The sequence below is a fragment of the Pseudomonas sp. Sample_16 genome (assembly GCF_004307665.1).
Lineage (GTDB): Bacteria > Pseudomonadota > Gammaproteobacteria > Pseudomonadales > Pseudomonadaceae > Aquipseudomonas.
This window is the reverse complement of record NZ_RCOB01000068.1, coordinates 92228-116832: the sequence shown is the minus strand read 5'-3', so window position 1 is coordinate 116832 and position 24605 is coordinate 92228. Positions and strand designations below refer to the sequence as shown.

At 59.4% G+C, this 24605-nt stretch carries 17 protein-coding genes; 10 read left to right on the top strand and 7 right to left on the bottom strand.

Going from position 1 to position 24605, the window contains the following annotated elements; all coding sequences use genetic code 11:
* Positions 1 to 115: 115 nt before the first annotated feature.
* From D8U69_RS10365 to acnA, 3 genes are all read right to left on the bottom strand, one after another.
* Positions 116 to 1681 (bottom strand): PAS domain-containing methyl-accepting chemotaxis protein, encoded by a 1566-nt coding sequence (locus D8U69_RS10365; protein WP_056857099.1) that lies wholly within the window; start codon positions 1679 to 1681, stop codon positions 116 to 118.
* A gap of 105 nt (positions 1682 to 1786) precedes the next feature.
* Positions 1787 to 2578, bottom strand: coding sequence for a CPBP family intramembrane glutamic endopeptidase (locus D8U69_RS10360; RefSeq protein WP_130907251.1), 792 nt, complete (start codon positions 2576 to 2578; stop codon positions 1787 to 1789).
* A 197-nt stretch (positions 2579 to 2775) separates the two neighbouring features.
* A complete protein-coding gene (gene acnA, locus D8U69_RS10355) occupies positions 2776 to 5517 on the bottom strand; it encodes an aconitate hydratase AcnA (RefSeq protein WP_130903715.1) in 2742 nt (913 codons plus the stop codon).
* Positions 5518 to 5739: 222 nt separating this feature from the next.
* On the opposite strand from acnA, the gene rlmM reads away from it, so the two are divergent.
* Positions 5740 to 6813: a 23S rRNA (cytidine(2498)-2'-O)-methyltransferase RlmM gene (rlmM, locus tag D8U69_RS10350; protein WP_130907250.1), complete on the top strand. Its 1074-nt coding sequence runs from the start codon at positions 5740 to 5742 to the stop codon at positions 6811 to 6813.
* 194 nt (positions 6814 to 7007) lie between these two features.
* Positions 7008 to 7259 carry a sulfurtransferase TusA gene (tusA, locus tag D8U69_RS10340; RefSeq protein ID WP_056857100.1) on the top strand — a complete coding sequence of 84 codons (252 nt, stop codon included), beginning with the start codon at positions 7008 to 7010 and terminating at the stop codon, positions 7257 to 7259.
* Positions 7260 to 7302: 43 nt separating this feature from the next.
* Here tusA and D8U69_RS10335 read toward each other — a convergent pair whose 3' ends face one another.
* The gene (locus D8U69_RS10335; protein ID WP_130907252.1) at positions 7303 to 8652 is read right to left on the bottom strand and encodes an MATE family efflux transporter; all 1350 of its coding nucleotides are present in this window, start codon (positions 8650 to 8652) and stop codon (positions 7303 to 7305) included.
* A gap of 225 nt (positions 8653 to 8877) precedes the next feature.
* On the opposite strand from D8U69_RS10335, the gene pdxB reads away from it, so the two are divergent.
* Complete coding sequence (pdxB, locus tag D8U69_RS10330) at positions 8878 to 10020, top strand: 4-phosphoerythronate dehydrogenase PdxB (protein ID WP_130907249.1); 1143 nt, start codon at positions 8878 to 8880, stop codon at positions 10018 to 10020.
* 83 nt (positions 10021 to 10103) lie between these two features.
* Here the strand turns inward: pdxB and D8U69_RS10325 are convergent, their stop codons facing one another.
* Complete coding sequence (locus D8U69_RS10325; RefSeq protein ID WP_056857010.1) at positions 10104 to 10283, bottom strand: PA1571 family protein; 180 nt, start codon at positions 10281 to 10283, stop codon at positions 10104 to 10106.
* A 251-nt stretch (positions 10284 to 10534) separates the two neighbouring features.
* Here D8U69_RS10325 and D8U69_RS10320 point away from each other — a divergent pair, with 251 nt between their 5' ends.
* Positions 10535 to 12337, top strand: coding sequence for an ABC transporter transmembrane domain-containing protein (locus D8U69_RS10320; RefSeq protein ID WP_177434560.1), 1803 nt, complete (start codon positions 10535 to 10537; stop codon positions 12335 to 12337).
* Between the two features lie 126 nt (positions 12338 to 12463).
* Here the strand turns inward: D8U69_RS10320 and D8U69_RS10315 are convergent, their stop codons facing one another.
* Positions 12464 to 14392 carry a transglycosylase SLT domain-containing protein gene (locus tag D8U69_RS10315; protein WP_056857101.1) on the bottom strand — a complete coding sequence of 643 codons (1929 nt, stop codon included), beginning with the start codon at positions 14390 to 14392 and terminating at the stop codon, positions 12464 to 12466.
* Between the two features lie 215 nt (positions 14393 to 14607).
* Between D8U69_RS10315 and D8U69_RS10310 the strand changes: the two genes are divergently transcribed.
* Positions 14608 to 16524 carry an ATP-binding cassette domain-containing protein gene (locus D8U69_RS10310; protein ID WP_130907247.1) on the top strand — a complete coding sequence of 639 codons (1917 nt, stop codon included), beginning with the start codon at positions 14608 to 14610 and terminating at the stop codon, positions 16522 to 16524.
* A 95-nt stretch (positions 16525 to 16619) separates the two neighbouring features.
* On the opposite strand, the gene D8U69_RS10305 is transcribed toward D8U69_RS10310, so the two are convergent.
* Positions 16620 to 17060 (bottom strand): universal stress protein, encoded by a 441-nt coding sequence (locus D8U69_RS10305; protein ID WP_056857013.1) that lies wholly within the window; start codon positions 17058 to 17060, stop codon positions 16620 to 16622.
* 104 nt (positions 17061 to 17164) lie between these two features.
* On the opposite strand from D8U69_RS10305, the gene D8U69_RS10300 reads away from it, so the two are divergent.
* From D8U69_RS10300 to topA, 5 genes are all read left to right on the top strand, one after another.
* On the top strand, positions 17165 to 17602 hold the full coding sequence (locus D8U69_RS10300) for a hypothetical protein (RefSeq protein WP_056857014.1): 438 nt from the start codon (positions 17165 to 17167) through the stop codon (positions 17600 to 17602).
* Between the two features lie 516 nt (positions 17603 to 18118).
* Complete coding sequence (gene fadB / locus D8U69_RS10295; protein WP_056857015.1) at positions 18119 to 20266, top strand: fatty acid oxidation complex subunit alpha FadB; 2148 nt, start codon at positions 18119 to 18121, stop codon at positions 20264 to 20266.
* 29 nt (positions 20267 to 20295) lie between these two features.
* Positions 20296 to 21471, top strand: coding sequence for an acetyl-CoA C-acyltransferase FadA (gene fadA / locus D8U69_RS10290; protein ID WP_056857016.1), 1176 nt, complete (start codon positions 20296 to 20298; stop codon positions 21469 to 21471).
* Positions 21472 to 21569: 98 nt separating this feature from the next.
* Positions 21570 to 21806 carry a DUF1653 domain-containing protein gene (locus D8U69_RS10285; protein ID WP_007986363.1) on the top strand — a complete coding sequence of 79 codons (237 nt, stop codon included), beginning with the start codon at positions 21570 to 21572 and terminating at the stop codon, positions 21804 to 21806.
* Positions 21807 to 21920: 114 nt separating this feature from the next.
* The gene (topA, locus tag D8U69_RS10280; protein WP_056857017.1) at positions 21921 to 24548 is read left to right on the top strand and encodes a type I DNA topoisomerase; all 2628 of its coding nucleotides are present in this window, start codon (positions 21921 to 21923) and stop codon (positions 24546 to 24548) included.
* Positions 24549 to 24605: the final 57 nt, after the last annotated feature.

The following is a 24605-nucleotide window of genomic DNA, read 5'->3' as shown; positions in this document are numbered from 1 at the left end:
CGTTCCCACGCTCCGCGTGGGAATGCCTCTTGTGACGCTCTGCGTCACGCTTTGGAACGCAGAGCGTCCCGGCTGCATTCCCACGCAGAGCGGGGGAACGATCAATGCACACCAATCAGCGATTGAACCGCTCCACCAACGAGTATTGCGTATTCGCGGTTTTGGTCAGCTCTTCACTCAGCAACGCCGAGTTCTGAGCCTGTTCCGAGGTCTGGTCTGCCAGGTCAGAGATGTTGCTGATGTTGCGGCTGATTTCCTCGGCCACGGCGCTTTGCTCTTCCGTGGCCGCGGCGATCTGGGTGGTCATGTCGGTGATGTTGGCCACCGCTTCGCTGATCCCCACCAGTGCCTGATCGGCTTCCAGCACCCGCGCCACGCCTTCTTCGGCCTGGCGATGCCCGGCTTCCATGGTCTGTACGGCAGTGCCTGCGGTTTGCTGCAGCTTGGCGATCAGCGCATGAATCTGCCCGGTGGATTCGCTGGTACGTTGCGCCAACTGACGCACTTCGTCGGCGACCACTGCAAAACCACGACCCATCTCGCCGGCCCGCGCCGCTTCGATGGCGGCGTTCAGCGCCAGCAGGTTGGTCTGGTCGGCGATCCCTTTGATCACGTCGACCACGCCACCGATTTCGTCGCTGTCCTTGGCCAGTTGGGTCACGGTCAGGCCGGTTTCCCCAACCACCACCGACAGGCGCTGAATGGCTTCGCGGGTTTCCCCGGCGATGTCGCGCCCGCGCCCGGTCAGGCGATTGGCTTCCTGGGTGGCATCGGCGGTGCGCTGCACATGGCTGGCGACTTCCTGCGTGGTTGCGGCCATCTGATTGACGGCGGTGGCGACTTGCTCGGTTTCGACGCGCTGACGTTCCAGGCCGGTGGAGCTGCTGTGGGCCAGGGCGTCGGACTGCCTGGCCTGATCGGTCAGGTGTTCGGCCGTGTCCTGCAGGCGAGTCAGGCAGGTTTTCAGGCGTGCTTCCTGGCTGAGGATCGACATCTCAAGGCGCGCCTGGGCGCCGCGGCTGTCGGTGTACATCTGCGCGATCAACGGGTCGGACGTGGTCTGCTCGGCCAGGCGCAACAAACGCTTGATGCCACGCTGCTGCCAGCTCAGGCCCATCAGGCCCAACGGCACCGAGAGCGCGGCGGCGAGGGCGAAACCCCACTGCGAGGTCAGGGTGGCACCAATCATGAAACTCAACTGGCTGACCAGAATGAACGGCAGCCAGTCTTGTAGAACCGGCAACCATTTATCGCTGGAAGGAATCGCCGACTTGCCCTGGTTGATGCGTTGGTAGAGCGCTTCGGCGCGGCGGATCTGTTCGGCGGTGGGCTTGACCCGCACCGACTCGTAACCGATCACCTGATTGCCTTCGAAGATCGGTGTCACGTAGGCGTTGACCCAATAGTGATCACCGCTCTTGCAGCGATTCTTGACAATACCCATCCATGGCAAGCCTTGTTTCAGTGTCGCCCACATGTGCGAGAACACCGCGGCCGGGACGTCGGGGTGACGCACCAGGTTATGCGGCGCACGGATCAGTTCTTCACGAGAAAACCCGCTGATCTCGACGAAGTCGTCGTTGCAGTAGGTGATCATGCCTTTGGCATCGGTGGTGGAAATCAACCGTTGCTGGGCCGGGAAGGTCCGTTCGCGTTGTGTAATTGGCTGGTTGTTACGCATGGCTTTTTTAATCCGCAAGGCTTTCAAGTGCTGTATCGGCATCGCCAGCGAATGGTTGAGCTTATTTTTCAATTATCAGCGGTCCGTCGCAAAATGACCCTTGCGTCAGCCGACGAGCATCGGATAGGTGAACAAGCCGAAATGCAGGGCATTCAGACCAAAATGCGTGGCGAGGGCGGCGGCCAGTCCGCCGAAGCGGTAGGCCAGGCCGTAGCCGATTCCGGCCAGGCTCGCCAACAGTACCCATTGCCATCCGGCTCCCGCATGCGCCAAGCCAAACACCAGCGAGGCGAGCAACAGGGCGAGGTTTTCCCCCTGAGCCAGGTTCTTGAAATATCGGCTCAAGCCGCCCTGGATATAGCCGCGGAACAGCGCTTCCTCGACCAGCGTCACCAGCAGCAGATTGTTGAGCAACCATAGCCAGGCAGCGTCTGGCCATTTCGGCGCCCAGGCAATGACGCCCAGCAACAGTGCGCCGCCCAGTGCAAGCACGGCACTCAGGGCCAGCGCGACTGGCGTGGCATACAGGAATAGCCGCAGTGAACGCCGACCGACAATCCACGGACAGACCAGCAATAGCCAGAAACCGATCAGGGGTTTATCCAGATTCAGGTACATGGAAAACCGCACGGCATCGTCGGTGAAACGCTGCGGGTCGATCACCCGACCGTTATGGAAGCCCGGCAACCAGTGCATCGCCAATGCCAGCGCCAGGAAGATGAACAGACCGTGGCCGAGATAGCGGCCGAACGGCAGCTTCGTTTGACGAACGGCGAAACCGGCGATCAGTAACAAGCCGACGGAAATCCCGACAAGCCAGCCGAGACGGCCATAGGCCAGGGCCATGCCATAGCCGAGGGAGAGCAGGGCCAGAAAAGTCCATGGCAGGGCGGACATTGAAAATCCTTTTATCTGAAATTTAAGGGGGCCTGAACCCGCCCCCTGTGGAAGCGAGCCTGCTCACGTAGCGGAGTGTCGTTCAAGATCAGCGGCGAATGGTACACCGTCATCGCGAGCAGGCTCGCTAGCCCATTGATTTTAATAACCCAAACAGAAACACCGCCATCAAGGCGGTGTTGCTGTCAGCGCAGGGGCTACGACGCAATCAACTGCCGCAACACGTAATGCAGAATTCCTCCCGACTTGAAGTACTCCACTTCATTAAGCGTATCGATCCGGCACAGTACCTCGATCCTTTCACTGGTGCCGTTTTCACGGTTGATCACCAGGGTCAGGTTCATTCTCGGCGTCAGCTCAACATCGCTCAGGCCGAGAATATCCAGGGTTTCAGTGCCTCGCAGATTCAGGCTCTTGCGGTTTTGATCGAGCTTGAACTGCAGCGGCAACACCCCCATGCCCACCAGATTGGAGCGGTGAATCCGTTCGAAACTCTCGGCGATGACCGCTTTGACGCCCAGCAGATTGGTGCCCTTGGCCGCCCAGTCACGGCTCGAGCCGGTGCCATATTCTTGCCCTGCGATCACCACCAGCGGCGTCCCCGCGGCTTGATAACGCATGGCCGCATCGTAGATCGCCAACTTCTCTGCGGTGGGGATGTAGAGGGTGTTGCCACCTTCTTCACCACCCAGCATTTCATTGCGAATACGGATGTTGGCGAAGGTGCCGCGCATCATCACTTCATGATTGCCGCGGCGCGAACCGTAGGAGTTGAAGTCCCGTGGCTCCACGCCTTTTTCGCGCAGGTAGCGGCCCGCCGGGCTGTCAGCCTTGATGTTGCCGGCCGGGGAAATGTGGTCGGTGGTCACCGAGTCGCCGAGCAGCGCAAGCACGCGCGCGCCGTTGACGTCCTTCACCACTGGCGGCGGTCCGCCGATGTCATCGAAGAACGGCGGGTGCTGGATATAAGTCGAATCGTCCTGCCAGACGTAGGTCGCCGCTTGCGGCACTTCAATGGCTTGCCACTGTTCATCGCCAGCAAAGACTTCGGCGTACTCCTTGTGGAACATGGCGGTGTTGACCTGCTCCACCGCGTCGGCGATTTCCTGTGTACTTGGCCAAATGTCCCGCAGATAAACCAGATTGCCGCTCTGGTCTTCGCCCAAGGGTTCGCGGCTGAGGTCGATGCGCACGGTGCCGGCCAGTGCATAAGCGACCACCAGTGGCGGCGAGGCCAGCCAGTTGGTTTTCACCAGCGGATGGACCCGGCCTTCGAAGTTACGGTTGCCCGACAGCACCGAGGCTACGGTCAGGTCAGCTTTCTGGATGGCTTTTTCGATCGGTTCCGGCAACGGGCCAGAGTTGCCGATGCAAGTGGTGCAGCCATACCCCACCAGAGCGAAACCCAGTTCATCGAGGTACTGCGTCAGGCCGGCAGCCTTGTAATAGTCGGTGACCACTTTCGAGCCGGGGGCAAGGGAGCTTTTCACCCAGGGCTTGCGGCGTAGGCCTTTTTCCACGGCTTTCTTCGCCACCAGACCGGCAGCCATCATCACGCTCGGGTTGGAGGTGTTGGTGCAGGAGGTGATCGCGGCAATCACCACCGCGCCGTTTTTCAGCCGCACCGTTTGCCCTTCAAAGTCGTAGTCCACTTCACCGGCCAGATCGGCGTTACCCACCGCCACACCGCCGCCGCCCTCGCTTTCCAGGCGACCTTCTTCCTTGCTGGTAGGTTTTATTTGCAGGCCGAGGAAGTCGCTGAACGCTTGCGCGACATTCGGCAGTGAAACCCGGTCTTGTGGGCGTTTTGGTCCGGCGAGGCTGGCTTCGACACTGGCCATGTCCAGCGCCAGGCTGTCAGTGAACACCGGTTCCTTGCCCGGCAGGCGCCACAACCCTTGCGCCTTGCTGTAGGCCTCGACCAGTTTTACGGTCTCAATCGGGCGCCCGGACAGGCGCAGGTATTCCAGCGTCACGTCGTCCACCGGGAAGAAGCCGCAAGTGGCGCCGTACTCCGGGGCCATGTTGGCAATGGTCGCGCGGTCGGCCAGCGGCAGGTCGGCGAGTCCGTCACCGTAGAACTCGACGAATTTCCCCACAACGCCTTTCTTGCGCAGCATCTGGGTCACGGTCAGCACCAGGTCAGTGGCGGTGATGCCTTCCTTGAGTTTGCCGGTGAGTTTGAAGCCAATCACTTCCGGGATCAGCATCGACACCGGTTGCCCGAGCATCGCCGCTTCCGCTTCAATGCCGCCTACCCCCCAGCCGAGGACGCCGAGGCCGTTGATCATGGTGGTGTGGGAGTCGGTGCCCACCAGCGTATCCGGGAAGGCGTACGTGCGGCCGTCCTCGTCTTTGGTCCAGACGGTGCGGCCCAGGTATTCCAGGTTGACCTGGTGACAAATGCCGGTGCCCGGCGGCACCACGCTAAAGTTATCAAAGGCGCTTTGGCCCCAGCGCAGGAACGCGTAGCGCTCGCCGTTGCGTTGCATTTCGATATCGACGTTCTGTTCGAAAGCGCTGCTGGTGGCGAATTTGTCGACCATCACCGAATGGTCGATCACCAGGTCGACGGGGGAGAGCGGGTTGATCCGCTGCGGATCGCCACCGGCCTTGGCCATCGCCGCGCGCATGGCGGCCAGGTCGACCACCGCAGGTACACCGGTGAAGTCTTGCATCAGCACGCGCGCCGGGCGGTACTGGATTTCGCGGTCGGAACGGCGCTCCTTGAGCCAGGCGGCAATCGCCTTGAGATCGGCGCCGGTTACGGTTTTTTCATCTTCCCAGCGCAGCAGGTTTTCCAGCAGCACTTTCAACGACATGGGCAGCTTGTCCAGATCACCCAGGCTTTTGGCGGCATCGGGCAGGCTGAAATAGTGGTAGGTCTTGTCGTCGACTTGCAGGGTTTTCAAAGTCTTCAGGCTATCGAGGGACGGCATTACGATCACTCCTTTAAGTCCGCACGGCTGCAGACTGAGGGGACGGGCAGAGCATTAAACCTAGCCCTGTTTCAAGTAGCTGGCTAATAACTGGACTCTATGGACAGACCCCAGGTTCCGATCTCGGCTATCATGCGCCGGTTTTCGTGACAGGCTTTGCTGCAGAGCAAGCCTGGGCATCGCGCAGTGGTTGAATGTCTCGCCATCTGCCCAGGAGTAAGAATGAACACCCTATTCATGCATTGCCGGCCGGGCTTCGAAGGCGAAGTCTGTTCGGAGATTTCCGACCTTGCCGCACAACTGAACGTGGCCGGTTATGCCAAGGCCAAGGCCGCCAGCGCCTGCGCCGAATTTGTCTGCACCGAAGAAGACGGCGCCGAGCGCCTGATGCGTGGTCAGCGTTTTGAACGACTGATCTTCCCGCGCCAATGGGCACGGGGTATTTTCATTGATCTGCCGGAAACCGACCGCATCAGCGTAATCCTCGCACACATGGCGGATTTTCCCGTGTGCGGCAGCCTTTGGCTGGAAATGGTCGATACCAACGATGGCAAGGAACTGTCGAACTTCTGCAAAAAGTTCGAAGTGCATTTGCGCAAATCGCTGATGGCGGCTGGCAAACTGGTAGATGATGCCAATAAACCGCGCCTGCTACTGACGTTCAAGAGCGGGCGTGAAGTGTTCGTCGGCCTGGCCGAGTCGAATAATTCGGCGATGTGGCCGATGGGCATTCCGCGTCTGAAGTTCCCTCGCGAGGCGCCGAGCCGTTCGACCTTGAAGCTGGAGGAGGCCTGGCACCACTTTATCCCGCGTGATCAGTGGGACGAACGCTTGCACAGTGACATGACTGGCGTCGACCTCGGTGCCGCACCGGGTGGCTGGACCTGGCAACTGGTCAACCGCGGCATGCTGGTGACCGCGATTGACAACGGGCCGATGGCCGAAAGCCTGATGGACACCGGCCTGGTGCAGCACTTGATGGCCGACGGTTTCACCTTCAAGCCCAAGCAACCGGTGGACTGGATGGTCTGCGACATCGTCGAGAAACCGGCGCGCAACGCCGCGATGCTCGAGGAGTGGATCGGCGAGGGGCATTGCCGCGAAGCAGTGGTCAACCTCAAGCTGCCGATGAAACAGCGCTATGCCGAGGTGAAGCGCCTGCTGGAGCGGATTGCCGATGGCTTCAAGGCCCGGGGCATCAAGGTCGAGATCGGCTGCAAGCAGCTGTACCACGACCGTGAAGAAGTGACCTGTCATTTGCGTCGGATCGACGTGAAGAAACCCAAGTCCCGCTGATTTACGCCGATGGCTTTGTGGCGAGGGAGCTTGCTCCCGCTGGGCTGCGAAGCGGCCCTGAGTTCAGTGGCCTCACGATATCAGGTACACCTCATACACAGGTTTTGCGACGGCTTCGCCGCCGAGCGGGAGCAAGCTCCCTCGCCACAAACCCGGCAATGGGCGACAATGCCGGCAAGTTTCAGGAGTTGATCATGAGTGAAATGCTTGATACGCCGGTTGACGGCACCCTCGACGCCACCGGCCTCAACTGTCCGGAACCGGTGATGATGCTGCACCAGCACATCCGTGACCTGGTCCCCGGCGGTTTGCTCAAGGTGATCGCCACCGATCCGTCGACTCGTCGCGATATTCCCAAGTTCTGCGTGTTTCTCGACCACGAACTGGTGGGCCAACATGAAGATGCAGGGACTTACCTGTACTGGATTCGCAAAAAGTCCGTTTGACGGACAAAAAAAGACCTGCAAAAGCAGGTCTTTTTTTGGGTAATCAGCCCACCGAGCGGCTGAGGCGAATGCGTTTGCGCGCACTGCGGGTCAGCCGTATCGACAGCATCAATGCCGCACAACTCAAACCGGCGATCAGGCCTTCCCACAGCCCGCTCGGGCCGCTGGCCGGGCCGAGCCAATCGGTCAGCCCCAGCACATACCCAACCGGCAGCCCGATGCCCCAATAGGCGAACAACGTCAGGATCATCGTCACCCGCGTGTCCTGGTAGCCACGCAGCGCTCCGGCGCAGATCACCTGAATGGCATCCGAGAACTGATACAGCGCGGCGTAGACGATCAGCATCGACGCAATCTGGATCACTGCCTTGTCGGGCGTGTAGATCGAAGCGATAGGTTCGCGCAGGCAGAGGATCAGTGTCGCCGAAAATGCAGCGAACACCAGCGCTGCACCGAGCCCGACTTTCGCCGCGAACCGCGCCTGCCACGGGTTGCCTGCGCCCAATGCCTGGCCGACCCGCACGGTTACTGCCATGCCCAGCGAGTAAGGAATCATGAACAGTAGCGAGCTGATGTTCAGGGCGATCTGGTGGCCGGCCACGACGGTGGAGCCGAGGCTACCGATCAACAGGGCGATGACCGCGAAGATGCTCGACTCGGCGAAGACTGCGATACCGATTGGCAGGCCAATGCCGACCAGGCGCTTGATCACCGCCCATTGCGGGCGATCGAAGCGCACCAATACGCGAGTACGCGCATAGAACGGCGCCCAGAAAGTCCAGCCGGCCATGCTCAGCGCCATGAACCACATCACGATGCCGCTGGCCCAGCCGCAACCGACGCCACCCAGGGCCGGGGCGCCGAAATGGCCGTAGATCAGCGCATAGTTCAGCGGGATATTCAGTAACAGGCCGCACAAGCCAATGACCATGCTCGGACGAGTCCGGCCCATGCCGTCGCTGTAGCAGCGCAGCACATAATAAAAGGCCATGCCCGGCAAGCCGAAAGCGATGCCATGCAGGTAACCCATGCTGGGTTCGATCAACTGTGCATCGACTTTCATCCAGTGCAGGATCGGCTCGGCCGCGAGCAACAGACCACTGCCGATCAACCCGACACACAGTGCGAGCCACAATGCCTGGCGTACCAGAGGACCAATCTGGTCAAACTGCCCGGCGCCAAAACGTTGCGCGACCTTGGGAGTGGTGGCCAACAGAACGCCGGACATCAGCAGGTAGACCGGAATCCAGATCGAGTTGCCCAGCGCCACCGAGGCCAGATCCCGCGGGCTGACGCGGCCGGCCATCACCGCATCGACAAAGCCCATGGCGGTGGTGGCCAATTGCGCGACCATGATCGGCATAGCCAGGCTGAGCAAGCCTTTGAGCTCCATGCGTACGGGAGTCGTCCGCGCAGGAGCCGCGGCGACGGTGTTTTCAATGACAGGGTTCAATAGCGAAGCGTCCAAAAGGGTTTTGATGCACAGGCGCGCATTCTACGCGTTGACGCAGCGGTCAGGAAAAGACCAGTGTTAGGGATTTGTAAACACTTGCCAGCAGCGTGCTAGGCGCGATGTGCCATCTACGCCTACACTGCCGATCCGCCAAAGGAGCCTGCCATGCTGATTGTTGCCGACGAAAACATCCCCCTGCTCGATGCCTTCTTCGAAGGTTTCGGTGAAATCCGCCGGGTGCCGGGTCGATCCATTGACCGCGCCACCGTCGAACAGGCCGACGTGCTGCTGGTGCGCTCAGTGACCAACGTCAACCGCGCGTTGCTCGACGGCAGCAAAGTGCGCTTTGTCGGCACCTGCACCATCGGCACCGATCACCTGGACCTCGATTACTTCCGGCAGGCCGGTATCACCTGGTCCAGTGCGCCGGGTTGCAACGCCCGGGGCGTGGTCGACTATGTGCTCGGCAGCTTGTTGACCCTGGCCGAAATCGAAGGCGTCGATCTGACGCAGCGCACCTACGGCGTAGTCGGGGCCGGCGAAGTGGGCGGGCGATTGGTCAAGGTCCTGCAGGGGCTGGGCTGGAAGGTGCTGGTCTGCGACCCGCCACGTCAAGCTGTTGAAGGTGGTGATTACGTCAGTGTCGAGGACATCATCGCGCAGTGCGACGTGATCAGCCTGCACACACCGCTAACCAAGCAAGGCCCGCAGTCGACCTGGCATCTGTTTGATAAAAAACGCTTGAACCAGCTCAAGCCCGGTGCCTGGCTGATCAATGCCAGTCGTGGTCCGGTGGTCAACAATGCTGCCTTGCGCGATGTGTTGCTGGAGCGCGAAGACCTGCAGGCGGTGCTGGATGTCTGGGAAGGGGAGCCGGAAGTCGATGTGGCGCTGGCCGAGCTTTGCGTTCTGGCAACGCCGCACATTGCCGGCTATAGCCTTGATGGCAAGCAGCGCGGTACCGCGCAAATCTACCAGGCGTACTGCGATTTCCTCGGGCAACCCGCCCAGGTCCGCTTGAGTGATTTGTTGCCGGCGCCGTGGTTGTCGCAAGTGACCTTGAACGCGCAAAGCGATCCGGCCTGGGCATTGGCGATGTTGTGCCGTGGCGTGTACGACCCGCGCCGCGACGATGCGGATTTTCGCCGCAGCCTTGTAGGCAGCGTGAGCGAGCAGCGTGCGGCATTCGATGTGTTACGCAAGAATTATCCGTCGCGTCGTGAGATCGATGGCTTGCAGGTGCGGATCGAAGGGGATGCACCGGTACTGCGGCAGATTGTGGCGGCGTTGGGCGCGACAATTATTTAAAGATCATCGCTGTAGAGCTGCCACAACAGGCAGGCATAAAAAACCCGGCCAACCAGGGCCGGGTCAAGAAGACGGTGGCTATATCACTTTTTTTCGGCAGGCTTGACCAATCGCTTGTCCAGATCGCGGCAAGCTTTCTGGATCATGTCTTCAGTGATCGGTACTTCGCGGCCCTGTTCATCGATAATCGAGCAACCCAGAGACTGGTCTGGCTGCGTGCGGATCACTTGAATCTTGTCATCGCTGCTGTTTTGCAAGGACATGGCCTGTCTCCTCATCAGGTTGTGTACCCACTCTAAAACCGCCAGGTGACCAGGCTGTGACATCTCCCTGCGATCACTCCCGGACGGCAATATCAGTCCACCAGAAATATCGTGGTGTTGCCACCCGAACTTTAGACCGATAGCGTCTAGCCCCTAGTCTTGATGGACATAATTAACCTGACTCATTGTGATTTACCAAGTTCCACCCCATTGATCGGTGTAAGTTGCTTTTCTCAGTTGCTCTCGCCTGGATGATGCCGATGCTCACTGTTCGCCACCGCCGTGCCATTCGTCTGGCCAGCCGTTTCATCGCGCCCTATCGCTGGCATGCATTGGGTGCCTTGCTGGCGTTGGTCGTCACGGCGGGCATTACCCTGTCCATGGGGCAGGGCATACGCATGCTGGTGGATCAGGGCTTCATGACCCAGTCACCGCATTTGCTCAACCAGTCCATCGGCGTGTTCATGCTGCTGGTATTGGGGCTGGCGGTCGGCACCTTCGCCCGGTTTTATCTGGTGTCGTGGATCGGCGAGCGCTGTGTCGCCGATATTCGCCGGCAGGTTTTCAACCATTTGATCTATCTGCATCCAGGGTTTTATGAAAACAACCGCAGCTCGGAAATTCAATCGCGACTGACTGCCGATACCACACTGCTGCAATCGGTGATCGGCTCTTCGCTGTCGATGTTCCTGCGGAACCTGTTGATGGTCATCGGCGGGATCGTCCTGCTGTTCATTACCAATCCCAAACTCACCAGCATCGTTGTCGTCGCCTTGCCATTGGTGATTGCGCCGATCCTGATTTTTGGCCGACGCGTGCGCAACCTGTCGCGCTTGAGCCAGGACCGCATCGCCGATATCGGCAGTTATGTCTCCGAGACCCTCAGCCAGATCAAAACCGTGCAGGCCTACAACCACCAGGCCCAGGACCAGCAGCGGTTTGCCGTAACCGTTGAAGACGCATTCAACACCGCGCGCAGACGCATCTTTCAGCGGGCCTGGCTGATTACCCTGGTCATCGTCCTGGTTCTGGGTGCAGTCGGGGTCATGCTCTGGGTCGGCGGCATGGACGTGATTGCCGGGCGCATTTCAGCGGGGGAGCTGGCGGCGTTCGTTTTTTACAGCCTGATCGTTGGCAGTGCATTCGGCACCTTGAGCGAAGTGATTGGCGAATTGCAACGTGCGGCCGGCGCAGCGGAGCGGATCGCCGAATTGTTGCGCTCGGAAAATATCATCCGGCCACCGACGACTGGTCTGGTGGCCTTGCCTGCGCGGGTGAAGGGCGAGCTGCTGCTTGAGGATGTGCGTTTTTCCTACCCGTCGCGTCCCGAAAGCTATGCGGTCGATGGCTTGAGCCTGAGCATCCGCTCGGGCGAAACCCTGGCATTGGTCGGGCCTTCGGGGGCAGGCAAGTCGACCGTGTATGACTTGCTGCTGCGCTTCTACGACCCCTCCGAGGGACGCATCCTGCTTGATGGCACTGAATTGACCCGGCTCGATCCTTTGGATTTGCGTCGTTGTTTCGCCCTGGTCTCGCAGTCCCCAGCACTGTTTTTCGGCAGCATCGAAGAGAACATCCGCTACGGCAATCCGACGGCGACGCTCGCCGAGGTCCAGGAGGCGGCAAAAATCGCCTACGCCCACGACTTTATCGAAGCCATGCCCAACGGTTACCAGACGCATCTGGGCGATGGCGGCCTCGGCTTGTCCGGTGGCCAACGCCAGCGTCTGGCGATCGCCCGGGCGCTGCTGGTGGACGCGCCGATCCTCTTGCTTGACGAAGCCACCAGCGCCCTCGATGCGCAAAGCGAGCATCTGATCCAGCAAGCCCTGCCGAGCCTGATGAAAAACCGCACGACCCTGGTCATCGCCCATCGGCTGGCCACGGTAAAAAACGCCGACCGTATCGCCGTGATGGACCAAGGGAAAGTGGTGGCGGTGGGCACGCATCAAGAACTCATTGCCAGCAATGCGCTGTATGCGCGGTTGGCGGCGTTGCAGTTCAGTGATGGCCAGGCAGAACTCGAACTTCCCCCGGTAAGAGCCGTCGAGTGAAGCAAGGCTGCGATCTTTTGATCTTGATTTAACAAAAATGCCCGCATCAATCGATGCGGGCATTTTTGTGTCCAAAGGAGAAGCACGGATCAAAAGATCGCAGCCTCGCCAGCTCCAACAGGGCTATTACTGATCGTCGAAATAACGCTCATGCCAATCCACGATCGGCTGTGGCGAGTTGAGTTTCTGGCCGTAGATCACCGAGTACGACAACACGTTTTGCACGTACTGGCGGGTTTCGTCGAACGGAATGCTTTCCACCCACACGTCGAAGCTCAGGTGGTCGGCACCGCGCAGCCACTGACGAACACGCCCGGGGCCGGCGTTATAGGCGGCGGAGGCGAGGACGCGGTTGCCGTTGAACTGGCTGTGCACCTGGCTCAGGTAGGCGGCACCGAGCTGAATATTCTTGTCCGGGTCGAACAGCTGCTGCGGCGACGCGTACGGAATGCTGAACTTGCGTGCGGTTTCCTTGGCCGTGGCGGGCATCAACTGCATCAGGCCCGACGCGCCGACGCCGGAACGGGCGTCTTCCATGAAGGCACTTTCCTGACGGGTGATGGCGAATGCCCAGCTTGGATGTAAGCCGCGATTCTTCGCTTCACGTACCAGCGTGTTGCGGTGGGCCATCGGGAATCGTATATCCAGATCGTCCCAATACTGCGCTTGGCTGATCGTGCGAATGGCCGGGAAATACCATTTGAGGTCGTAGGCCAGCTTGGCCTGGGCAACCATTTCGTCGCGGTTGAAGTGGCGACTGACGTGGTACCACTCACGACGACCGTCGACAATTTGCCCGCGAGCATGAAATTCCAGAGCCCGGCGTATACCGGGGGTGTTGCGAACCTTGTTGATCAGCGCCTGGCTCATCACCAGCGGTTTGTTGTTCAACGAATAGGCGGATTGCGAACGATCTGCCGCGAGAAATCCGTAGAAGTCACGTTCGCGAGCAAGATTTTTGTAGAGGTTTTGCGGTTCTGGGCTTTGCGGTTGTGCCAGCTCCAGGCTACGGGCCTGCCAGTAACGCCAGCGGTTAGTGGTGGCGAGGTCCTGGGGCAGGCGGCGGGTCAACTGATAAGCGTCGTCCCAGCGAGCCAGGCGCAATAACAGGCGCATACGCCATTCGGACACGGTGTTGTCGCGCAGTTCCGGGTCGTACCTGGTCATCATGTCCAGCGCGCGGCTGTCGAAGCGTTTGGCGAGGGTCAATCCGATTTCCCGGGCGATCGCGACTTTTTCATCCCGGGAGAAATGCATGCTGCTGGCATACCCGTCGAGCAGGTTCATGGCCCTGTCCGGGTCCTGGCGGGCGAGACGGCGCAGGCCGAGGCTGACCACGTCGGACATCGGTTCGTCAGCTGGCGTGAAGCGTGAGGGCTGATTCAACAATTCCGGGTTTTGCGCCACATCGATCAGCAAGCGGCCGCGAGGGGCGAGGGTGGTGAGGCCGTTCACCAGGCTGGTGGCCAGTGGATAGTTGCGCGCCTGAGCGGCGAGCTTGGTGCGTTCCCAACGTTTCTGTTCGGTTAACTGGCCGTCGGCGGCCCACATGCCGAACAGCGCATCACACGCCGCCGGTTGCGATTTCCCGGACAGCCACAGCTTGTTGGCGTTGGCGTAACCCTCGGACTTGAGGTTGTGGCTGATCTGATACTGCGCATTCAGGCAGTCCAACTCAGTGAAGTTGAGCTTGGGGTCGTAATACTTGATGAAAGTCGCCCAATCACCCCGTTCGGCCAGCCAGCGCAACCAGCGCAGTTTCATCCAGTTGGCCTGCGGCAGGTCGCCATGCTCGGCGAGAAATTTTTCGATCTCGGCGTTGCTCGCGGTTTTCAGACGTGCGGTCAGCTCATCGTAGGCGAGATAGGGTTCCAGCGGATAATCGGCCAAGGCCTGGCTGTAACGGAAATACGGGCCGCTATCGCCCTTGGCCAGGGCGCGTTTGGCTTCATCGTAATACTGGCGTTGGGTGGAGAGGTCTACGGCCTGGGCGGATTGAACGGCAGCGGCAGACAGTAAAAAACACGACAAAAAATTGAAAAGGCGACTGCGCATGAGACGTCCGGACAGATAAACCATGACAAGAGTGCTGGCGATGCCCGCACTGAATTATCCGTAGCTTAGCCTTTTGCCAGCAGCGGGTGAAAGCTTTGCGGACCTGTCTGCATCAGTTCGCAACATTTGTTGTGCAGAGTGCTTCGACAGTGAAATTGCCGGCCTTCTGAAGCCTCGATTCAGGTAGAATGCGCGCCCGGTTTTTGGAGAAGCTCATGACCCTGCTCAAATTCAGCGATGTGTCCCTTGCTTTCGGCGCTATGCCGTTGTTGGACAAGGTGTCCTGGCAGATCGCCCGTGGAGAGCGGGTGTGCATCATCGGCCGCAACGGCACTGGCAAGTCCAGCATGATGAAGCTCGTCAAGGGCGACCAGAAGCCCGATGATGGCTCGGTTTGGCGCGCACCCGGCCTCAAGATTGGTGAATTGCCGCAAGAATTGCCAGTAGCCGACGAGCGGACCGTGTTCGATGTGGTAGCCGAAGGCCTGGACGGTGTCGGTGCCTTGCTGGCCGAGTATCACCACCTGAGCCAGAACATCGTCACCGATGCCGACCTGGACAAGCTGATGCACGTCCAGCACGACCTCGAAGCCCGCGATGGCTGGCGTTTGCAGACGCTGGTCGACAGCACGCTGAGCCGCCTGCAGCTACCGGCAGACAAGACGCTGGCCGAGTTGTCCGGTGGTTGGCGCCGCCGCGTCCTGCTGGCCCAGGCCCTGGTTTCCGAACCGGATCTGCTGCTGCTCGATGAGCCAACCAACCACCTGGACATCGGTGCGATCGCCTGGCTCGAAGAGGCGCTGAAGGATTTCCAGGGCGCCGTGCTGTTCATCACGCACGACCGTTCTTTCCTACAGAACCTGGCAACCCGCATCCTCGAACTGGATCGTGGCGGCCTGATCGACTGGAACGGCGACTACGCCAGTTTCCTCGTGCATAAAGAAGCCGAGCTAGCCGCCGAGGCCACTGCCAATGCGCTGTTCGACAAACGCCTGGCTCAGGAAGAGGTGTGGATCCGCCAAGGCATCAAGGCTCGCCGGACCCGTAACGAGGGCCGCGTGCGTGCCTTGAAAGCGTTGCGCGTCGAGCGCAGCGAACGTCGCGAGCGCACCGGTAAGGCCAATATCCAGCTGGAAATCGCCGACAAATCCGGCAAGCAGGTGATGGTGCTCGAGAACGTGAGCTTTGCTCATCCGGGCGGGCCGTTCCTGATCAAGGATTTCTCCATGGTGTTGCAGCGCGGCGACCGTATCGGCCTGCTCGGCGCCAACGGTACCGGCAAGACCACGCTGCTCAAGCTGATGCTCAGCGGTCTGCAACCTACCAGTGGCAAAGTGGAAGAGGGCACGAAGATCGACGTCGCCTACTTCGACCAGTTGCGCCACCAGCTGGATCTGGAAAAGACCGTGATCGATAACGTCGCCGAAGGTCGCGATTTCATCGATATCGACGGCCAGAGTCGTCACGTGCTGAGCTATCTCGGCGACTTCCTGTTCAGCCCGCAGCGTGCCCGCACGCCGGTCAAGGCGCTGTCCGGTGGCGAGCGTGCCCGTCTGTTGCTGGCCAAGCTGTTCAGCAAACCGGCGAACCTGCTGGTACTCGACGAACCGACCAACGACCTCGACGTCGAAACCCTTGAACTGCTGGAAGAGGTCTTGCTGACCTTCAATGGCACCGTGCTGATGGTCAGCCACGACCGGGCATTCCTCGACAACGTAGTCACCAGCACCCTGGTCTTCGAGGGCGAAGGCAAGGTTCGCGAGTACGTCGGTGGTTACCAGGACTGGCTGCGTCAGGGCGGCTCGCCGCGCCTGCTGGGCGTGACCGAGAGCAAGTCTGGCAAGGCCGACTTGAACTCCGCGGTGGTCAAGGCTGAGCCCGCGCCAGTGGTGGCAGCGGTCGAAGCACCAGCGAAGAAAAAACTCAGCTACAAGTTGCAGCGCGAGTTGGAAGCGTTGCCGGGCCAGATCGATGCCATGGAGCAGCAGATTGCTGCTGTTGAAGCCCAGATGGCGGATGCCGGGTTCTATCTGCGGCCGGCGGCTGAAACCGCGGCGGTGATCGCTCAGTTGGCGCAGTTGCAGGCTGAGCTCGACGTGATGGTCGAGCGCTGGGCCGAACTGGATGCCTGATTGATCGTGTAATAAAAAAGCCCGACCTCGGTAACGCGAGTGTCGGGCTTTTCATATGCCATTGAATTGAATCAGTTTCCTGTCTGAGCGAGCTATCAGGATTTGCTTTGCAGGCGTACCGCAAGCACATCGCAAGGCGCGCCGTGGAGCACGTCATTGGCAGTGGACCCCAGCAGCAATGCAAGGCCATGTCGGCCATGGCTGCCCACCACGATCATGTCGCATCCTTGTTCCTTGGCCAGATGGTGAATTTCCTGGCGTGGCTGGCCGTAGGTCAGATGGCTGTACTCCCGGGAAAGCTCCGGATACTTGACGATCAGCCGCTCCAGACGTTCCTTGGCCTGATCGAACTGCTGTTGTTGCAGTTGTGACAGGTCCATCGGCACATCGCCGCCGAAGGCCATGGCCATCGGTTCGACGATATGCACCAGGGACAGCTTCGCACCGTTGCTCACCGACAGCTCGCGAGCGCGGTGGATTACAGGGTCGCACTCTTCGGTTAGATCTACAGCGACCAGAATATGGTTGTAGGGCATGAGGTGCTCCTCCTGAGGGATGCAATATTGGTAAGTATGGCTGGTTTCAAGCGCAGTGGTTCCAAAGTGGCTCAATGCGCTCATTCAAAATCGGGAGTACAGATATGACGGTCTGGATAGTGGTGTCAATCCTGCTGGTGGTACTCAGCCCTCTGGCATGGTTGCGACCATCACGTCATCAGAGCGGTCGGATGGCCCTGCGCATGGAGGCGCGGCGCATTGGCCTGGCCATGCAACTGGCGCCCCAGGAGTGGCCGCACTGGCTCGCTCAGGAACCGCCGAACCCCTGTGCCCAGTACCATCGACCGCGGCGCGGCAGTCAGCCAGCCTGCTGGAGTTATTGGCAGAAAACGCCGGGGGTGTGGGTGAACCAGTGGCAGGAGCTCTGTGAAGATCCTGCGTTGCTGATTCATTTCGAAAAGTTGCCAGGCAACGTTTTCAAGATCGAAGCCGACAAACAAATGATCACTTTGTATTGGGGAGAAAAGGGCGAAACCGAAGTTTTGCAACAAATCGATGCGACCCTCAAGGCGCTCGCCTGACCCCAGGCCCCCGCAGGAGCGATGAGGCAATAAAAAGCCCGACAACATCATCGGGCGGGGGTGGCCAGGCAGGCCGGTAATTTGGTTTGCGCAGATCTTACGCTGGGTATTCACCGCAGCGTTCAAAAATTTTCTATCGAGTCCCGCCAGCGTAGCTTGTTAAACACAGGCTGCGGCGAATTAGGGCGACTTTTCTAATGATTGATCCTATGAATGGCAGCACATGCACCCGCGTGTTAGAGAGCTTCGTCTTACAGAAATGACCGCAAAGTCGAGTTTCAACCCGCATTTTGGGCGATTGACAATTGTCGGAAATTCCGTGAAGGTGGCGTACCCAAATCAAACGGGCGTATGAATTGAGCGTTTGTATTTCAGATCGCTCCTACAGAATCCCGACTATCGCGTTGGCGGGTGTGCCGGGGGAATGGGCGTAGCATCGACGTTTAACGTCCCTGCCGAGCCATTCGCCTGCGTCCGACGTGTACTGTTCAGCTTCCATATCGTGGAGATCAGTTGATGATTTACGAAGGTAAAGCCATCACGGTTAAGGCTCTTGAAAGTGGCATCGTCGAATTGAAATTCGACCTCAAGGGTGAGTCCGTCAACAAGTTCAACCGTCTAACCCTGAACGAACTCCGTCAGGCCGTAGACACCATCAAGGCAGATGCTTCGATCAAGGGTGTGATCGTCAGCAGTGGCAAGGACGTTTTCATCGTCGGCGCCGACATCACCGAATTTGTCGACAACTTCAAGCTGCCGGATGCAGAGCTTGTTGCAGGCAACCTCGAAGCCAACAAGATTTTCAGCGATTTCGAAGACCTCAACGTCCCGACAGTGGTTGCCATCAACGGCATCGCATTGGGTGGTGGTCTGGAAATGTGCCTGGCGGCGGATTACCGCGTCATGTCCACCAAGGCCAAGATCGGTCTGCCGGAAGTCAAGCTGGGCATCTACCCGGGCTTCGGCGGCACTGTGCGTCTGCCGCGCCTGATCGGTGCCGACAACGCCATCGAGTGGATTGCCGCTGGCAAGGAAAACCGTCCGGAAGACGCGCTCAAAGTCGGCGCAGTGGACGCAGTAGTTGCCCCTGAGAAGCTGCAGGAAGCCGCACTTGAAATGATCAAGCGCGCCATTTCCGGCGAGTTCGACTACAAGGCCAAGCGCCAGCCGAAGCTTGAAAAGCTCAAGCTGAACGCCATTGAACAAATGATGGCTTTCGAAACCGCCAAAGGTTTCGTGGCAGGTCAAGCCGGCCCGAACTACCCGGCGCCGGTTGAGGCGATCAAGACTATCCAGAAAGCCGCGAACTTCGGTCGCGAAAAGGCGCTGGAAGTCGAGGCTGCTGGTTTCGTCAAACTGGCCAAGACCTCTGCCGCGCAGAGCTTGATCGGTCTGTTCCTGAACGATCAGGAACTGAAGAAAAAGGCCAAGGCCTACGACGAAATCGCCAAGGACGTGAAGCAGGCCGCCGTTCTGGGCGCCGGCATCATGGGTGGCGGTATCGCCTATCAATCGGCGTCCAAAGGCACGCCGATCCTGATGAAAGACATCAACGAAGCCGGGATCGAGCAAGGTCTGGCCGAAGCCGCCAAGCTGCTGGTTGGCCGTGTTGATAAAGGCCGCATGACCGCTGCGAAAATGGCTGAAGTGCTCAACGGCATCCGTCCAACCCTGTCTTACGGCGACTTCGGTCACGTGGATCTGGTGGTGGAAGCGGTTGTCGAGAACCCTAAAGTCAAGCAAGCCGTTCTGGCGGAAGTTGAAGACAAGGTCAAAGAGGACACCATCCTCGCCTCGAACACGTCGACCATTTCCATCACCTTGCTGGCCAAAGCCCTCAAGCGCCCGGAAAACTTCGTCGGCATGCACTTCTTCAACCCGGTGCACATGATGCCGCTGGTTGAAGTGATCCGTGGCGAGAAGTCCAGCGAGCTGGCTGTTGCCACCACCGTTGCCTACGCCAAGAAAATGGGCAAGAACCCGATCGTCGTCAATGACTGCCCGGGCTTCCTGGTCAACCGTGTACTGTTCCCGTACTTCGGCGGTTTCGCCAAGCTGGTCAGCGCTGGTGTGGACTTCGTGCGTATCGACAAAGTCATGGAAAAATTCGGTTGGCCAATGGGCCCGGCGTACCTGATGGACGTGGTTGGCATCGACACTGGCCACCACGGTCGCGACGTCATGGCTGAAGGCTTCCCGGACCGCATGAAAGACGACCGTCGCTCGGCCGTTGACGTGCTCTACGAAGCCAAGCGCCTGGGCCAGAAGAACGGCAAGGGCTTCTACGCCTACGAGACCGACAAGAAGGGCAAGCAGAAGAAGGTGGCCGACCCGTCGGTGCTGGAAGTGCTCAAGCCAATCGTTTTCGAACAGCGTGAAGTCACTGACGAAGACATCATCAACTGGATGATGATCCCGTTGTGCCTGGAAACCGTGCGTTGCCTGGAAGACGGCATTGTCGAAACCGCCGCCGAAGCCGACATGGGTCTGGTCTACGGTATTGGTTTCCCTCCATTCCGTGGCGGTGCATTGCGCTACATCGACTCGATCGGTGTTGCACAGTTCGTAGCCCTGGCTGACCAGTACGCTGATTTGGGCGCGCTGTACCACCCGACCGCGAAGCTGCGCGAAATGGCCAAAAACGGCCAGAGCTTCTTCGGTTAAGCGCCCCCAACTAGAGTGAGAGTGAACTTATGAGCTTGAATCCTAGAGACGTCGTGATTGTCGACTTCGGTCGTACTCCGATGGGCCGCTCCAAGGGCGGCATGCACCGTAACACCCGCGCCGAAGACATGTCGGCGCACCTGATCAGCAAACTGCTGGAACGTAACGTCAAGGTTGACCCGAGCGAAGTCGAAGACGTGATCTGGGGCTGTGTGAACCAGACGCTGGAGCAGGGCTGGAACATCGCGCGCATGGCGTCGCTGATGACCCAGATCCCGCACACGTCGGCCGGCCAGACGGTCAGCCGTCTGTGTGGTTCGTCGATGAGCGCGCTGCACACCGCCGCGCAAGCGATCATGACCGGCAATGGTGACGTGTTCGTCGTCGGCGGCGTCGAGCACATGGGCCACGTGAGCATGATGCACGGTGTCGATCCGAACCCGCACATGTCGCTGTACGCGGCGAAAGCCTCGGGCATGATGGGCCTGACCGCTGAAATGCTGGGCAAAATGCACGGCATCACTCGCGAGCAACAGGACGCTTTCGGCGTGCGCTCCCACCAACTCGCCCATAAGGCGACCGTGGAAGGCAAGTTCAAAGACGAAATCATCCCGATGCAGGGCTACGACGAGAACGGTTTCCTGAAAACCTTCGACTACGACGAAACCATTCGTCCGGAAACCACCCTGGAAAGCCTGGCGGCTCTCAAGCCAGCGTTCAATCCGAAGGGCGGCACCGTGACAGCCGGTACTTCGTCGCAGATCACCGACGGTGCCTCGTGCATGATCGTGATGTCGGCGCAACGTGCTCAGGACCTGGGCATTCAGCCTTTGGCTGTGATTCGTTCGATGGCAGTGGCAGGTGTGGACCCGGCGATCATGGGCTATGGTCCAGTACCGGCCACACAGAAAGCACTGAAGCGCGCGGGCCTTGGCATCAACGATATCGACTTCTTCGAGCTCAACGAAGCTTTCGCCGCACAGGCCTTGCCAGTGTTGAAAGATCTGAAAGTGCTCGACAAGATGAACGAGAAGGTTAACCTGCACGGCGGCGCGATCGCCCTGGGTCACCCGTTTGGTTGCTCCGGTGCGCGTATCTCCGGCACTTTGCTCAACGTGATGAAGCAAAATGGCGGCAACCTCGGGGTCGCCACCATGTGCATTGGTCTCGGCCAAGGCATCTCCACCGTCTTCGAACGCGTTTAAGCGTCTCGTTGATGGAAGCCGGGGCCAAGTGCCCCGGTTTTTGTTTTTCCGGATTTATTTTGTTTTTATTTTGAAAAAATTTGAGTGAGGGCCAAAGCATGCCGATACAACCAGGGCTCTACCAACATTACAAAGGTCCGCAGTACCGCGTTTTCAGTGTTGCGCGGCATTCGGAAACCGAAGAAGAAGTGGTCTTCTACCAAGCCCTGTATGGCGATTACGGCTTTTGGGTGCGTCCCTTGAGCATGTTCCTGGAGTCCGTCGAGGTTGACGGCGAACAGGTGCCACGCTTTGCTTTGGTGCAGGCCGAAGAAAGCCTTTTTACCAAGCCATAAGCTGAGTGCGCGCAAAACCCTGCGCTTGACCTCACCTTGTTGCCACTATATATAGCGGTGCCGCGTCAGGCGCCAACCGCCTTTCACTTCTCGAATTCAGGAATTTTCTGATCCATGGGCAAATCGCTGGTCATTGTGGAATCCCCGGCTAAGGCCAAGACCATCAACAAGTATTTGGGCAACGAATACGTGGTGAAGTCGAGTATCGGCCATATCCGAGACCTGCCCACCAGCGGTTCGGCTAGCGCCAGCAAAGAGCCCGCCGCCAAGCGCGGCAAGGCTGCTGCAGGCGAAGCGCCGGCCTTGTCGCCCAAAGAAAAGGCGCGCAAGCAGCTGGTTGCCCGCATGGGGGTCGATCCCGAGCATGGCTGGAAAGCCAAGTACGAGATCCTTCCGGGCAAGGAAAAGGTCATCGAAGAGCTGCGCAGGCTCGCCAAGGATGCTGACACCATCTATCTCGCAACCGACTTGGATCGCGAGGGGGAAGCCATTGCCTGGCACCTGCGCGAAGCCATCGGTGGTGACGACAGCCGCTACAAGCGTGTGGTGTTCAACGAAATCACCAAGAAGGCGATTCAGGAAGCTTTCTCCCAGCCGGGTGAACTCGACATCGACCGTGTCAACGCCCAGCAGGCGCGTCGTTTCCTCGATCGCGTCGTGGGTTACATGGTTTCGCCGCTGCTGTGGGCCAAGATCGCCCGTGGTCTGTCGGCCGGTCGTGTGCAATCGGTTGCGGTGAAACTGGTGGTTGAGCGTGAGCGCGAGATCCGTGCGTTCATCCCGGAAGAGTACTGGGAAGTTCACGCCGACCTCGGCACCGCCAAAGGCGCCACTGTGCGTTTCGACGTCGCTCGCGAAAAGGGCGAAGCCTTCAAGCCGCTCAACGAAGCCCAGGCCATGGCCGCGCTGGAGAAGCTCAAGGCGTCCAGCTACAGCATCGTCAAGCGCGAAGACAAGCCGACCAGCAGCAAGCCGTCGGCACCGTTCATCACGTCCACCCTGCAGCAGGCCGCAAGCAACCGGCTGGGCTTCGGCGTGAAGAAAACCATGATGATGGCCCAGCGTCTGTACGAAGCCGGCTACATCACTTACATGCGTACCGACTCCACCAACCTGTCGACCGATGCCGTGGCGATGGCGCGGACCTACATTGAAGGTGAGTTCGGCAAGAAGTATCTGCCGGAAACTCCGAACGTCTACAGCAGCAAGGAAGGCGCACAAGAGGCTCACGAAGCGATTCGTCCATCTGACGCCAATACCGAGCCAAGCAAGCTGTCGGGCATGGAGCGTGACGCTGAGCGTCTCTACGAGCTGATCTGGCGCCAGTTCCTCGCTTGCCAGATGCTCCCGGCGCAGTACCTGTCCACCACCGTGACTGTCGGGGCTGGCGATTTCGAATTGCGCGCCAAGGGCCGTATTCTCAAGTTCGACGGTTACACCCGCGTCATGCCACAAATCGCCAAGCCAGGTGATGACGATGTGCTGCCGGACATGGCCCAGGGTGATGCGATGAAGCTGATCAAGCTTGATCCGACCCAGCACTTCACCAAGCCACCGGCGCGTTACTCGGAAGCCAGCCTGGTTAAAGAAATGGAAAAACGCGGCATCGGTCGTCCTTCGACCTACGCTGCGATCATTTCGACCATCCAGGACCGCGGCTACGTGGCGCTGCACAACCGTCGCTTCTACTCGGAAAAGATGGGTGACATCGTCACCGAGCGTCTGGCCGAGAGCTTCTCCAACCTGATGGACTACGGCTTCACCGCCGGCATGGAAGAGCATCTCGATGACGTGGCCCAGGGCGAACGCGACTGGAAAAACGTGCTCGACGAGTTCTACGGTGACTTCAAGAAAAAACTCGAAGTGGCTGAAAGTCCGGAAAGCGGCATGCGTGCCAACCAGCCGGTGATGACTGACATTCCGTGCACCACCTGCGGCCGTCCGATGCAGATTCGTACCGCGTCGACCGGTGTATTCCTCGGTTGCTCGGGCTACAGCCTGCCGCCGAAAGAGCGCTGCAAGGCCACCGTCAACCTGGTGCCGGGCGACGAAATCGCTGCGGACGACGAGGGTGAGTCGGAATCGCTGGTCCTGCGCGGCAAGCATCGCTGCCCGATCTGCAGCACTGCGATGGATGCCTACCTGCTCGATGAAAAGCGCAAGTTGCACATCTGCGGTAACAACCCGGATTGCGATGGTTACGAAATCGAAGAGGGCACCTATCGCATCAAGGGCTACGAAGGTCCGAGCCTGGAATGCGATAAATGCGGCAGTGAGATGCAACTCAAGACCGGCCGTTTCGGCAAGTTCTTCGGTTGCACCAATCCGACCTGCAAGAACACTCGCAAACTGCTGAAGAGTGGTGATGCGGCGCCGCCGAAGATGGATCCGGTGAAGATGCCTGAGCTGAAATGCGAAAAGGTCAACGACACCTACATCCTGCGCGACGGTGCTTCCGGGTTGTTCCTGGCGGCCAGTCAGTTCCCGAAAAACCGCGAGACCCGTGCTCCTCTGGTCATGGAAATTATCCCGCACAAGGATGAGATCGATCCGAAGTACCACTTCCTGTGCGAAGCACCGAAGAAAGACCCGGACGGTCTGCCAGCGGTAATCCGCTACAGCCGCAAGACCAAGGAGCAATACGTCCAGACCGAAGTCGACGGCAAACCGACGGGCTGGAAAGCGTTCTACGACGGCGGCAAGTGGAAAGTCGAAGACAAGCGTCCGACTGCGAAGGCGTAAATCGTCGGGTACTGAAAAGGCCGCATGACAAACCTAGGGTTTTCATGCGGCCTTTTT